Genomic DNA, 13,730 nt, shown 5'->3' with positions numbered 1-13,730 from the left:
AGCGACCTCACCTCAATGCGGTCGTTTTTTTTGCAAAATTCTTTTGCTTTTGATGGAAGTTGAGATGACCGACCAGACGACCCGCCTGCCGATCCGCCGCGCCTTGATCAGCGTATCCGACAAGACCGGTATCCTTGAATTTGCGCGTGAACTCCAAGCCCTCGGTGTCGAGATCCTCTCCACCGGTGGTACGTTCAAGCTGCTCAAGGACAACGGCGTTGCAGCGGTAGAAGTCGCCGACTACACCGGCTTCGCTGAAATGATGGATGGCCGGGTCAAGACACTGCACCCGAAAATCCACGGCGGCATCCTGGGTCGTCGCGGCATCGACGACGCCATCATGAGCGAACATGGCATCAAGCCGATCGACCTGGTCGCCGTGAATCTCTATCCGTTCGAAGCCACCGTTTCCAAGCCGGGCTGCGACCTGCCGACCGCCATCGAGAACATCGATATCGGCGGCCCGACCATGGTTCGCTCCGCCGCTAAAAACCATAAAGACGTCGCCATCGTCGTCAACGCCAGCGATTACACGAACGTGCTGGAAAGCCTCAAGGCCGGCGGCCTGACTTACGCGCAGCGCTTCGACCTGATGCTCAAGGCTTTCGAGCACACTGCGGCCTACGACGGCATGATCGCCAACTACCTGGGCAGCGTTGACCAGTCCGCTGACACCCTGAGCACCGAAGGCCGCAGCGCATTCCCGCGCACCTTCAACAGCCAGTTCATCAAAGCGCAGGAAATGCGCTACGGCGAGAACCCGCACCAGAGCGCGGCGTTCTACGTTGAAGCCAAGCCTGCCGAAGTCGGTATTGCGACCGCCACCCAACTGCAAGGCAAAGAGCTTTCCTACAACAACGTCGCCGATACCGACGCGGCGCTTGAGTGCGTGAAGAGCTTCGTCAAGCCTGCCTGCGTGATCGTCAAGCACGCCAACCCGTGCGGCGTTGCAGTAAGCCTGGATACAGAAGGCGGCATTCGTCAGGCCTACGAGCTGGCCTATGCCACCGATAGCGAATCGGCGTTCGGCGGCATCATCGCCTTCAACCGTGAGCTGGATGCCGAGACGGCCAAGGCTATCGTCGAGCGCCAGTTCGTCGAAGTGATCATCGCCCCGAGCGTCAGCGCTGAAGCCCAGGCCATCATCGCCAGCAAAGCCAACGTGCGCTTGTTGACCAGCGGCCAGTGGGACGCAGAGCGCGCGCCGGCCTGGGATTACAAGCGAGTCAACGGCGGCTTGCTGGTGCAGAGCCGCGACATCGGCATGATCGGCGCAGACGACTTGAAAGTGGTCACCCAACGCGCGCCGACCGAGCAGGAAGTTCACGACCTGATCTTCGCCTGGAAGGTCGCCAAGTACGTCAAGTCCAACGCCATCGTTTACGCCAAGAACCGGCAGACCATCGGCGTCGGCGCAGGCCAGATGAGCCGGGTGAACTCTGCCCGCATCGCGGCGATCAAGGCCGAACACGCCGGTTTGCAGGTGCAGGGCGCTGTCATGGCCTCCGATGCGTTCTTCCCGTTCAGGGACGGCATCGACAACGCGGCCAAGGTTGGCATCACGGCAGTGATCCAGCCAGGCGGCTCGATGCGTGACGCCGAAGTGATTGCAGCAGCGGACGAAGCGGGTATCGCGATGGTATTCACCGGCATGCGCCATTTCCGTCACTGATACGGTTTACGCTGCTGGCTATTGTAGGACCGGCTTCAGCCGGGAAAGCGGAATGACTGACCCGACATATGTGTCGGATGTACTGCCTTCTTCCCGGCTAAAGCCGGTCCCACAGTCTGCGTTCGCCGTCCCACACTGTTTGCGTTCGGATTTTTACGCGTCGTCGATATAGAGGTTTTGGAAATGAATGTTTTGATCATTGGCAGCGGTGGCCGTGAACACGCTCTGGCCTGGAAAGTCGCGCAGGACGCTCGTGTCGAGAAAGTCTTCGTCGCTCCCGGCAATGCCGGCACCGCCACTGAAGCCAAGTGTGAAAACGTCGCCATCGACGTGCTGGCGCTGGAGCAACTGGCTGACTTCGCCGAGAAGAACGTCGCGCTGACCATCGTCGGCCCGGAAGTGCCGTTGGTCGCCGGTGTTGTCGACCTGTTCCGCGCCCGTGGCCTGAAGTGCTTCGGCCCGACCAAGGACGCCGCACAGCTGGAAGGCTCCAAGGCATTCACCAAGGACTTCCTCGCGCGCCACAACATTCCCTCTGCCGACTACCAGAACTTCACTGAAATCGAACCGGCGCTGGCGTACCTGCAAGAGAAAGGTGCACCGATCGTCATCAAGGCCGACGGCCTGGCGGCGGGCAAAGGCGTGATCGTCGCGATGACCCTCGCAGAAGCAGAAGACGCCGTGCGCGACATGCTGGCCGGCAATGCTTTCGGCGACGCCGGTTCGCGCGTGGTGATCGAGGAATTCCTCGACGGCGAAGAAGCCAGCTTCATCGTCATGGTCGACGGCAAGAACGTACTGCCCATGGCCACCAGTCAAGACCACAAACGCGTCGGCGATGGCGACAGCGGCCCGAACACCGGCGGCATGGGTGCGTATTCCCCGGCCCCGGTGGTCACCGCCGAGGTTCACCAGCGCGTGATGGATCAAGTCATATGGCCGACCGTCCGGGGCATGGCCGCCGAGGGGAACATTTACACCGGTTTCCTCTATGCTGGTCTGATGATCGACAAGGCTGGCAATCCGAAAGTCATCGAATTCAACTGCCGTTTTGGCGATCCGGAAACCCAGCCTGTCATGCTGCGCCTGCAGTCGAGCCTGGTGACCCTGGTTGAAGCCGCTCTGGCGCAAACGCTGGATACGGTGGATGCTCAGTGGGACCCGCGTCCGAGTCTGGGAATCGTGCTGGCAGCCGGCGGCTATCCGGCCGACTACGCCAAGGGCGACGAGATTCACGGGCTGGACGCTGCGGCCGCGTTGCCGGGCAAAGTGTTCCACGCTGGCACTGCGTTGCAGGATGGCCGTATCGTGACCTCCGGCGGTCGCGTGCTGTGCGCGACAGCGCTGGGCGACAGCGTTGGCGATGCGCAGAAACAAGCGTACGAGCTGGCTGCAAAGATTGACTGGAAAGGTTGTTTCTACCGCACGGACATCGGCTATCGCGCCATTGCCCGGGAACGCGGCGAAGATCTGGCGTGAGCCTCGGCCCGATCGGCGATTCCTCGTTGAGTCGCTGATCGGGCATCCGGTGCCCCAGAGTTAAACAGGCTTCATTCACGAAGGGATTTCGCCGTGCGCTGGCTCAGGATTGCCACTCGTTTGACCGTCACATTGCTGACCCTGCTCTGTATAACTTCGGCGGCCGCCGAGGTCGGTGCAGGCTGGTCAACCCTTGTCGACGATCAGGCAAACCTGAACCTCAGCGACATTCGCTCCCCCCATTACGAATCCCAATTCAGCCCGGTCGAACTCGACAAGGTGCGCGCGACCAATCGCGACGCCGCGCTGTGGCTGCACTACCGCCTGCCCCCGGCCACCCATGAACAACTGGTGCGGATCTTCGCGCCTGACCTGGCGACGGTCGACATGTACGTGCTCGACGGCGACAGCCTGATCGATCATTCGCGCTCCGGTAACCGGGTGCCGCGCGAAGCCCAACCCCTGCCGTCACTGGATTTCCTGCTGCCGGTGCCCCACAGCGACAAGCCGCTCGACCTGTATTTGCGCCTCAAGTCCGAGCAGGAGCTGCGCCCTAACATCACGCTGCAGTCCGCCGTCACCAGCGCCGCCGACGAGCGCCGCCCCCTGCTGCTCGGCCTGTTCTTCGGCTCGCTGGCCATGCTGATCGTGCAGAACCTCACGCGCTTCGCCCAGTCTCGCTCGATCAGCAGCTTGTGGCTGGCAGCGTGCGAGGCGTTTCTGGGGCTGAGTGCGCTGTTGCTGCTCAACCTTCAGGCGCCGTGGCTGCCGCGCTGGCATCTGGCGCAGACGCCGAGCGCTCACCTCGCCCTGCTCCTCGCCGCCGCGACCGGGCTGATGTACACCTACTGTTTCTTCGTTCAGCGCGGCGTCGAGATGCTCAATCGGCTGCTGATGGGCGTGCTGCTGGTGGTGGGCTTTGGTGCGCTCCTGGTGCTGTTCGTTGACACCCTGCCGCTGAACATCATGACGTTCCTGCTGGTGGCATTGACCACGGTCAGCATCACCCTCGTGTCGATCTACCACCTGCAGAAGGGCTACTCCCCTGCCCGGCCGTTCGTGATCGCCATGATCGCGTTCAATCTCGGCAACCTCGTGGTACTGCCGGCCATGCTCTGGCTGACGAGTATTCCCGCGCAGACGCTGATCATCGGGGTGCTGGCGGTGTTTTGCCTGTGCGGCCTGCTGATGAGCATCGCCCTGAGCGAGCGTCATCGCAGCATCACTGAAGACAACTTCAGCATCAGCCGCGAACTCGCCGCCAGCACAGCGGAGATCAACGCCAAGGCCGAGTTTCTGGCGAAGATCAGCCACGAGATCCGCACCCCCATGAACGGCGTTCTGGGGATGACCGAGCTGCTGCTGGGCACGCCGCTGTCGGTCAAGCAGCGCGATTACGTGCAGACCATCCACAGTGCCGGCAACGAACTGCTGACCCTGATCAACGAGATCCTCGACATCACCAAGCTGGAGTCCGGTCAGATCGAGCTGGACGACGTGCAGTTCGATCTCAATGCGATGATCGAGGACTGCCTGAGCATCTTCCGCGCCAAGGCCGAACAGCAAAGTGTCGAGCTGATCAGCTTCATTCAGCCCCAGGTGCCGCGCGTCATCAGCGGTGACCCGACACGCCTGCGACAGACGCTGCTCAGCTTGCTGGAGAACGCCTTAAAGAAGACCGACGAGGGCGAGATCCTGTTGGTCGTCGCCCTCGACTCCCGCGGCGGCAAGCCACGACTGCGCATCGCCGTTCAGGACAGCGGCACGCCGCTGACGCCCAACGAGCGCGACGCGCTGCTGCACGCTGAACTGCATAGCAAGAATTTCCTGGCGGCCAGCAAGGTGGGCGGTCACCTGGGGCTGGTCATCGCCCGGCAGCTCATTCTGTTGATGAGCGGCGAGTTCGGCATTCAGAGCGGCACCAATCAGGGCAGCACGCTGTGGCTGAGTCTGCCCCTTGATGCACAACGACTGGAGCAGCCCCCCGCCGATCTGGACAGCCCGCTCAAAGGCGCGCGGGTTCTGGTGGTCGACGACAACGATACCTGCCGCAAGGTGCTGGTCCAGCAGTGCAGCGCGTGGGGGCTCAACGTCAGCGCCGTGCCATCGGGCAAAGAGGCGCTGGCGCTGCTGCGCACCAAGGCTCACCTGCGCGACTATTTCGATATCGTCCTGCTCGACCAGAACATGCCCGGCATGACCGGCATGCAACTGGCCGCCAAGATCAAGGAAGACCCGAGCCTGAACCACGACATTCTGTTGATCATGCTCACCGGCATCAGCAACGCGCCGAGCAAGATCATCGCGCGCAATGCCGGGGTTAAACGCATCCTCGCCAAACCGGTCGCCGGGTACACGCTGAAGACCACGCTGGCGGACGAGCTCAATCAGCGCAACATAGGCAATGCGCCCTTTTCTGCAGTCCCCGGGGCGATCGGCGACATCGACGTGCCCAGCGACTTCCGCATTCTGGTTGCCGAAGACAACAGCATTTCCACCAAGGTCATTCGTGGCATGCTCGGCAAGCTCAACCTGCAGCCGGACACTGCCAGCAATGGCGAAGAGGCGCTGCTGGCGATGAAGACCCGGCGCTATGACCTGGTGCTGATGGACTGCGAAATGCCGATCCTCGACGGGTTCTCGGCGACGCAGCAGTTCCGCGCCTGGGAAACCGGAAACCAGCGCATTCGCACCCCTGTGGTGGCATTGACCGCGCACATTCTGGCGGAGCACAAGGATCGCGCGCGGCAGTCCGGCATGGACGGGCACATGTCCAAGCCGGTAGAGATGTCGCAGTTACGCGATCTGGTCGAATACTGGGTGGAGCAACGTGCCCGGGATGACGCGACCCGCGCCACCCGCGGCGAAGACCGTTACGAGCAAAACTGACCGCCAGGTGGCCGTTACGGGCTGATAGACTTGGCGCCGTCCCAGTCTGCCGCCATGAGCTCAAACCATGCTTCACGTGCTGTTCAGCGTTTACCTGAAGATGCTGGTGCTCTATAGCCCGTTCTTCGTCCTGTCCTGTTTCATTTCCCTGAGCCGCGGTTATTCGCGCAAGGAACGCCGACGCCTGGCGTGGAAGATCGCCTTCGCGACGCTGGTGTCCAGCGTCTTGCTGTACTTGTTCGGGCGGGTGATTTTCGGGGTGTTCGGCATTACCGCTGACGCTTTCCGTATCGGTGCCGGCAGCGTGCTGTTCATCTCCGCGCTGGCCATGGCGCAGGGCAAATCCGGCGTGCAGACCGACAACGTCCAGCAGGACGTTGCGATTGTGCCGCTGACCATCCCCATCACCGTCGGCCCCGGCACCATCGGCGCACTGCTTGTAATGGGCATCAGCCAGCCGCACTGGGATGACAAACTCACGGCCATCGTCAGCATCGCGCTGGCCAGCCTGACCGTCGGCGTCATCCTTTATCTGTCCAACAGCATCGAGCGGATTCTCGGCGATCAAGGCCTGCAGATTGTCAGCCGCCTGATGGGGTTGTTTGTGTGCGCGCTCGCCGCCCAGATCATTTTCACGGGCATCAAGGGCTACCTGCTGACCTGATGGGCGCTCAGATCGCAAAGGTCTGAATCGCCCGTGCGCCATGGCCGTCCAGCTCCCTGGCAACGGCATCTCGGTGTCTGGCGTAGTCGGTGCGGTCAAAACGGTAGACCCCTCCGGTGATGCGCAATGTCAGCTCACTGCGTGATTCAGACCAGAAGTCGAAATCCCTCGTCTCGACGTTGCCGGTCATCTGGATGCCGCACAGCAGCACCATCACATTCCCCGAAGGGTCCGCCACGCACGGAATGACCTGAAAGCCGGCGATGACGCTGCTGGCGTTGATGCTCTCAAAAAAATGCGTCGCATAACGATGGATGCGCATGGACTGAAGCGACGCCTTCGCCTGTCGCGCCAACCGAGCGGAGCCGCGTGATTCGATAACACTGAAGCTGATTTCCTCCAGTTCCGACGCGCTCCCGATCACCATTGGTTCATGAATGATCGGGCTCAGTTTCCTGAAACTTCGTTGCTCCAGTGCCGTGCCATACCGGTATGCCCAGTAGGTGAAATGTTCATCCCGACTGACCTTACCCGCCACTCGCTCGGCTCGCAGCAGGCAGTCGAACAAGTCCTCGCGATCCTGCCTCTTGATGCCGGCGGACAGTGAGACCAGACCATTGCCGACTACCGCGCCTGTCGCGCTCATGCGTCAGCTCCCGCCAACGCGCACACCAGGCTGGGGCGACGACCCTCCAGCGCCTGGCTGACGTTTTTGCGCAGGGGCGTGTAGACCAGGTCCATGAGTCGCAGGGAATAGAAGCGCAGATCGATATTGCCGACGATATCGTGGGGCTGCAGCGTCTCGAACACAAAGTCGTCTTTCAGCGCAGTTCGGTGCGTGAAGCTCACGAGCGCAACGGACAGCCCTGCGTTCAGGTTCAGAAAGCCGAACTGCAGCACCACCTTCTGGCCTTTTTGCACGTCGCTTGTATCCCTCGGCACTAAGGGCCCGAGCGCCTGGCGGGCCAACAGGTCGACTGCTGGCTGATTGGGTCGGCTGGAAACAGAACGCCAGAGGGCCGACTCACTGTCAGACAGCATGTCGTTGGGCATGAAAATCGGCCACTTGCTCTTCAACCATCCCCACACCGAGCCGGGCCCGAGTTCCAGCGCCGGGCAACTCAACGTCTCATGGGTGTTCAGCGCCCAGCCGAAACGGATGAAAGCAGCGAGCCATGTGTCGTTCCAGGCAGAGGTGGAGGTAAAGCGAGCGTGTTTCTTGGTCGCCGCAAGCTGCGTGTACAGCACGCAATCGGCGGCGTCACTTTTCTCTAAGTCAGTACAGGCACTGTGCGTGAACAGCAGGCACCCTGCGCTGACCTGCGTTTCGATCATTCCCTGATGCATGGGCACATCTCCTTGAGAAGGAGGCGACGGGCGCCTCCCCCTATCTGATTAGATCTGGAATTCCTCGATGGCGGCTGAGGCGCTCTTGTTCAAACGCTGCTGGATCTGTGTACGCAGTGCCGCATAGACGCGTGTGTTCAACACCAGATGGTTCTCACCCCGGAAAGCTTGCACTTCAGCACTGTTCCATTCCCAAAAGAGGACGTTGGTGACAGCCGAATCGGTGGAGAAATTCACCGCACCCATCGCCAGGTTGACAGTGCCGTCGCTGGATTCAGTACAAGCGCCGATGCGGAAATTCGCGCCACGGTGGGTCTTGGTCTGACGCTCGAAAATTCGCAGCGGTTTTTCCTGGGCTTTCAGCGCGGCGACGGCATCACCGGCGACCTTCAGCATGGCGACGGACGCAGGCCCGGGCAGTGCGGCGGCGGCGATAGCGGAAGAGATGATCTCCAGCCCTGCTTGCTCCATGCTGAATCGACGGTGCGTCGAGTAATAGCGGCTGTACCTCCAATTGGTGGAAAACCAGCCCAGCGTCGTCAACACCTTGTTGTATTGCTGGTACCACTGCTCGCTCTGCTTCTCCGGGTTGAACGCTTTGTTGGCGACGAGCGTGGCGAACAGAAGGGAGTCAATGACGTCGTCTTTGTTCTGCCGCGAAACGCCTTCGGCGAAGGCCAGTAGGTTGCCCGCCGCAACGGCCCCTTGGCTTGGGTCGTCCGGGAGATCCGGAACAGCGTTATCCATTGCGGAGAAGTGCTCGATCAACGAGTGGGTGCAGTTGGCCATCTGGCACTGGTCGATGAAAGCACTGCGTTCGGCGTCGGTCATGCTTGTTTCATGTTTCATTCGTTAATCCTTTAACTGGCAGGTAAGTCCGTCGTGGACACCTCCGAGATTAACGAACATTGCCCGCCGCGCCACCCAAGGGTTGGTAGCCGGGTTCGGCACATTCAGGCAACTATTCCTACAAAGCGACGGCACCGCTACTGGCCATGGGGAGAGCTAAACATCAAGCAAAGCAAGCGGTTGGCAGCAGCTTCGCGCAAGGCAACGGCAGTGGACGACGCGCCCAGTCGTCCACCGGCTGGCGTTTCTACAGGCGGCTGGATAGGTTTCGCCATCGACCGGCTGATAGGCCTGCGTCAGCTATGAGACAAATCCCACAGCGCAAACCGAACAGTCAGTCACGCCGGCTTGGCACCATACCAACGCGGCGTGTAGACCCACGGCTGGCCATTGGCGCGAGGGAATACGCAGGTCAGCGACGACCCCACCAGCACCATTGTGCGCATGTCGACTTGCTCCGGCGTCAGCTCGCCGAGGGTGATGACCCGTAACGTCTGGGCGGGCCGGCCGATGTCGCGTCCCAGGGTCACCGGGGTGTCAGGGCCTCGATGCTGGCGGACGATTTCCAGGGCGCGCCCTAACTGCCAGGGCCGGGAGCGCGAAATCGGGTTGTAGAACGCCAGCGCCAGATCGGCCTGGCAGGCAAGGTCCAGCCGCTTCTCGATGATCTCCCACGGCTTGAGGTTGTCCGACAGGGACATGACGCAGAAGTCGTGGCCCAACGGGGCACCCGCCAGCGCGGCGGTTGCCAGCGAAGCCGACACGCCCGGCAGGATGTGCAGATCCACCCGGTGCCAGTCGGGATTGTCCGACTCATGCAGCGCTTCCAGCACCGCCGCCGCCATGGCGAAGACGCCGGGATCACCCGAAGAAACCACTACCACCGAGCGCCCTTCAGCGGCCAGCTCGAATGCGTGCCGGGCGCGCAGCATTTCTTCGCGGTTGTCGGTGCAGTGCAGCACTTGGTCGGCGCGGAACGGCCCGGCCATGCGCACGTAAGTCTCGTAGCCCAGCACATCGTTGGCGCGCGCCAGCTCGGCTTTAACGGCGGGAATCATGAAGTCGGTAGCGCCCGGGCCGAGGCCGATCACCGCCAGCCGCCCCCGTGCACAGCCAATCTCCTGCACCTCCAGCGGCTGCGGCGCGACAGCAATGGCGATGCCCGCCGCCGGGGTGAGCGGTGGCAACAGTTGTGGCAACACCTGCTGGGTCATTTCCGCAGGGGTACCGGCGGCGGTGAAACGCAACGGTACGCCCAGTGATTCGGCAGCCGCGTGCAGCGCCGGACTGGCCATCTCGGCCTTGCTGGCCAGTAAACAACCCAGCGCCTGCACGGCAATGCGCGAATCGTGGAGCGCGCTTTTTACCGCCTCGGCGGGATCGGCCAGATCACCGCTCAGCGCCACCAGCACATTGCGCGGGTAGATCAGCAGCTCGTGATCGCTGGGCTCGCGCTCGGCGTAACCCACGTGGATCGCCAGCTGCGCCTGATCATCCTCAGGCAACTGGGCCTGGGCCAACCAGGGCGCCGCGCCCTCGACACGCACGCTTTCGCCCGACAGCAAGTCGCTGACGAAGCGCTTGCCCAGCTCCAGGTCGCCGAGCGCGTAACCGGCTGGAGGGTTAAGCAGGCAGGTGCCGAAGCGCAACTCGCCACTGGTGGTGATAGCTGCTGCGGTGTTCAGCGCGGCGGCCACTTCCCGGGCCATGACGTTGACGCCACCCAGTCCGCCCAGCAGCGGCACTACTGCGCTGCCATCCTCGGCAACGGCGAGCACCGGCGGCTCGACGCCCTTCTCCAGCAACACCGGCGCCAACGTGCGAATGACGATGCCCGCTGCGCACAGCGCGATGATCGGCGTGTCTTGCTGATACAGCTGACGCAGTGTCGCGCCAAACTCCGAGTAGCTGCGGTCGGCCTCTTCGACGCGCCCGGCCAGCCCGTAAATCAGCGATTGGGGGTACAGCTGCTGGATACGTCGCGCCGTCGCCAGCGCGCCTTTGCCCAGGATGACAATCGCCGGAGCCTTGATGCTGGTCGTGACCATCAGCCTTGCCACCGTTCGCCGGGGACAATGATCAGCGAGAAATACGGCGACGACATTGGGTCAACCTCGGCCAGCGGCACGATCTTCTGATTGGCCATGGTCGCGCGCTCAACGTACAGCGCGCGCTCCGCCAAGCCGGTTTCCATCAGCACCTGGCGCACTTTCGGCAGGTTGCGCCCCAGCTTCATGATCACCGCAGCGTCGGCATCCTGAAGCTTGCGTTTGAGTTCCTCGGCGGACAACACGCCAGACAGCACCGACAGGCTCTGATTGCGGTACACCAGCGGCGCACCCAGCACCGACGCGCCGCCGAGCATCGAGCAGACACCGGGAATCACTTCGGCTTCGTAGCGATCGGACAGACGATCGTGGAGGTACATGTAAGACCCGTAGAACATCGGGTCGCCTTCGCAGATCACCGCCACGTCGCGTCCGGCGTCCAGATGCGCCGCCACATCGGCGCTGCTGCGGTCGTAGAAATCGCTGATCACTTGCTCGTAAGACAGGTGAACGGGCAAAGCCTCGGTGGTCACCGGGTACACCAGCGGCATCAGCGTCTGAGCCTGCTGCAGATGGCCTTCGATGATGCCGAACGCGTTGCCCTTCTTGCCCTTGGCGACGAAGTACGCGACCACCGGCGACTCGCGCAGCAGGCGCAGCGCCTTGACGGTAATGAGTTCCGGATCACCCGGCCCCACGCCCAGGCCAATCAGACGACCGCGGGGTGCCATCATTCGATCTCCGTGGCGAGTGAGTTGACCGCCGCCGCCGCCATGGCACTGCCGCCGCGACGGCCCTGCATGATCACGTAAGGCACGCCGCGACTGTCGGCAGCCAGCATGTCCTTGGATTCAGCGGCGCCGACGAAGCCCACCGGGAAACCCAGGATCAACGCGGGTTTCGGAGCGCCGGCGTCGAGCATTTCCAGCAGATAGAACAGCGCGGTCGGCGCGTTGCCGATCACCACAACCGCGCCTTCCAGATGCGGGCGCCACAGCTCCAGCGCAGCGGCCGAGCGAGTGTTGCCCAGCTCCCGCGCCATCTCGGGCACGCGTTCGTTCTTCAGGGTGCAGATCACTGGGTTGTTGGCGGGCAGGCGAGTGCGCGTGACGCCTTCGGCGACCATGTGTGCGTCACACAGAATCGGCGCACCGGCGGCCAGCGCGCGGCGACCTGCCGTGCCCGCGCCGGGCGAAAAACGCAGCCCTTCGACCGCATCGACCATGCCGCAGGCATGAATCACCCGTACGGCGAGTTTTTCCAGGTCGGCCGGGATGGAATCGAGCCGGGCTTCGGCACGAATGATCGCGAAGGAGTTGCGGTAGATCTCCTGGCCGTCGCGGATGTAATCAATCATTGGTGTTGCTCCGTGAGTCGGCGCTCAACAACGCGCCGACTGCTTCAATAGTGAGGTCACGTGCATGCAGATCGCCGAACCCGGCCTTTTCTGCATGACGAAAATAAAGGTCGTAACGACCGGGCGACGCTGCCAGCAGGGTCACCGGTGCCACATGGGCAGCAGCGCACGAGCGCGCGCAGCCGGACAGGTGCACCGCGCGGCTGATGGCGTTTTCTTGCAGCAATGCGGCCAGACGCAGCCCGTCGGCCTTGGTGTCAGCCAGCCCTTTAGCGCAGGCAGCGGAGCCGGTGCAGGCGACGATTTTCGACAGTGCTTGAGCGGCATCGACGAGCAGGCCCGCCCGACCCAAGCCATCCACTGCGAGCGCTGACTTTTCCGCCGGGACATTGCGCAGCGTCAGGCTTTGCCACGGTGTCATGCACAGCTGGCCGTCGCCACACGCAATCGCCAATCGCGCGGCTTCACGCAACATGGACGGCCGCAACCGCCCCAACGGCACGCCTGCGCCCACGGCCACCACGCCGGCTGTTGCCTGGGCGTACGTGCCGATGTGCGCAAAAGAGCGGATCGGTTCGCGCCGCCAGCTGGTTACTTTTTGATCAACTACGAATGGCTGCGGCAAACGCGCGGCGACGTGTTCGAGGAATCGGTGCACGGGCGTTTCTTTCAGCAGATCGCGCATGCGCGCCTGATCGGGCCGAGCGAGATCCAGAAAGGTTTCCAGCACCGCGACCACCCATGCGTGCGCTGCTTCCGGCGCCACTGCAGCCACCGGTGAGTCGGTCGCGGGACAGCCCGCCAGCCCGAAACCCAGCAGCGTCCGGCCATCGACCTGCAACGCTGACAGCCAGACGTCATGGGGATGCTCGAGCATCGCCAACCCCTCGCCGCCGTCCAGCGACAAGGCAAATTTGGGCGACAGCTCATGGAAACGCGGGTGGTGCTCAAGGGTATGCAGGATCTGCCCGGCCAGCGGACGCACGTCCAGCAGTTGCTGCGGATCGATGCCTGCGGTCGGGCTGAGCATCAGGTTGCGTACGTCGTCACTGGCCGGATTGCTTGGCCCCAGACCGGCATCGAGCAGGCAGGCGATCAGCCCGTCATGGTTGGCGCCTATACCGCGAATCTGCAGATTGCCGCGATTGGTCGCCTCGATCACACCGCCGGCGAACCCCTCGGCAGCATCCGCCACGGCCAGCGCCTGATCCGCTGAAAGCACCCCGCCCGGCAGCTTGATCCGGCAGATACCGCCATCCAGCGCCGGGACGATACGCAGCAACCCCGGGCAAGCCGAGGGGCGAATGGGCGTAGCGGAGGGGCGAGCGGACAACGGCTCGGTCAATGGATCACCTGGTGCGAATGGGCGGACGCAAAGAGAAACGAAAAGTTACAGGGGCCGTATTATGCCTGCTTTGGCCGCTG

General features: G+C 62.8%; 11 protein-coding genes. 4 read left to right on the top strand and 7 right to left on the bottom strand.

All coding sequences use genetic code 11. The features are described from left to right. The first annotated feature begins 64 nt into the window (after nucleotides 1-64). The 4 genes from purH to QWI18_RS14530 all read left to right on the top strand — a co-directional run bounded on the left by purH (nucleotide 65) and on the right by QWI18_RS14530 (nucleotide 6,704). On the top strand, nucleotides 65-1,672 hold the full coding sequence (gene purH, locus QWI18_RS14545; protein WP_192133229.1) for a bifunctional phosphoribosylaminoimidazolecarboxamide formyltransferase/IMP cyclohydrolase: 1,608 nt from the start codon (nucleotides 65-67) through the stop codon (nucleotides 1,670-1,672). A gap of 183 nt (nucleotides 1,673-1,855) precedes the next feature. Next, complete coding sequence (gene purD / locus QWI18_RS14540) at nucleotides 1,856-3,151, top strand: phosphoribosylamine--glycine ligase (protein ID WP_296307660.1); 1,296 nt, start codon at nucleotides 1,856-1,858, stop codon at nucleotides 3,149-3,151. Nucleotides 3,152-3,244: 93 nt separating this feature from the next. Then, nucleotides 3,245-6,040, top strand: coding sequence for a hybrid sensor histidine kinase/response regulator (locus tag QWI18_RS14535; protein ID WP_296307661.1), 2,796 nt, complete (start codon nucleotides 3,245-3,247; stop codon nucleotides 6,038-6,040). 67 nt (nucleotides 6,041-6,107) lie between these two features. Further along, nucleotides 6,108-6,704: a MarC family protein gene (locus tag QWI18_RS14530; protein WP_065987735.1), complete on the top strand. Its 597-nt coding sequence runs from the start codon at nucleotides 6,108-6,110 to the stop codon at nucleotides 6,702-6,704. A 7-nt stretch (nucleotides 6,705-6,711) separates the two neighbouring features. On the opposite strand, the gene QWI18_RS14525 is transcribed toward QWI18_RS14530, so the two are convergent. The 7 genes from QWI18_RS14525 to cobG form a co-directional block, all read right to left on the bottom strand. Beyond that, nucleotides 6,712-7,350 carry a hypothetical protein gene (locus QWI18_RS14525; protein ID WP_369319126.1) on the bottom strand — a complete coding sequence of 213 codons (639 nt, stop codon included), beginning with the start codon at nucleotides 7,348-7,350 and terminating at the stop codon, nucleotides 6,712-6,714. Continuing rightward, on the bottom strand, nucleotides 7,347-8,051 hold the full coding sequence (locus QWI18_RS14520; RefSeq protein WP_369319125.1) for a hypothetical protein: 705 nt from the start codon (nucleotides 8,049-8,051) through the stop codon (nucleotides 7,347-7,349). The genes QWI18_RS14525 and QWI18_RS14520 overlap by 4 nt, the downstream gene beginning before the upstream one ends. A gap of 48 nt (nucleotides 8,052-8,099) precedes the next feature. Then, a complete protein-coding gene (locus QWI18_RS14515) occupies nucleotides 8,100-8,900 on the bottom strand; it encodes a hypothetical protein (RefSeq protein WP_065987738.1) in 801 nt (266 codons plus the stop codon). Nucleotides 8,901-9,238: 338 nt separating this feature from the next. Continuing rightward, complete coding sequence (cobJ, locus tag QWI18_RS14510; protein ID WP_369319124.1) at nucleotides 9,239-10,948, bottom strand: precorrin-3B C(17)-methyltransferase; 1,710 nt, start codon at nucleotides 10,946-10,948, stop codon at nucleotides 9,239-9,241. Further along, a complete protein-coding gene (locus tag QWI18_RS14505) occupies nucleotides 10,948-11,679 on the bottom strand; it encodes a precorrin-2 C(20)-methyltransferase (RefSeq protein ID WP_296307670.1) in 732 nt (243 codons plus the stop codon). Before QWI18_RS14505 ends, cobJ begins: the two co-directional genes overlap by 1 nt. Next, nucleotides 11,679-12,305, bottom strand: coding sequence for a precorrin-8X methylmutase (locus QWI18_RS14500; RefSeq protein ID WP_065987740.1), 627 nt, complete (start codon nucleotides 12,303-12,305; stop codon nucleotides 11,679-11,681). The genes QWI18_RS14505 and QWI18_RS14500 overlap by 1 nt, the downstream gene beginning before the upstream one ends. Continuing rightward, the gene (gene cobG / locus QWI18_RS14495; RefSeq protein WP_369319123.1) at nucleotides 12,298-13,650 is read right to left on the bottom strand and encodes a precorrin-3B synthase; all 1,353 of its coding nucleotides are present in this window, start codon (nucleotides 13,648-13,650) and stop codon (nucleotides 12,298-12,300) included. The genes QWI18_RS14500 and cobG overlap by 8 nt, the downstream gene beginning before the upstream one ends. Between the last annotated feature and the right edge of the window lie 80 nt (nucleotides 13,651-13,730).

Origin of the sequence: Pseudomonas sp. W2Oct36 (assembly GCF_041060465.1) — a bacterium.
GTDB classification, from domain to species: Bacteria; Pseudomonadota; Gammaproteobacteria; order Pseudomonadales; family Pseudomonadaceae; genus Aquipseudomonas; species Aquipseudomonas graminis_B.
The sequence above is the reverse complement of the archived record's forward strand: the minus strand, read 5'-3'. Positions and strand labels throughout refer to the sequence as shown.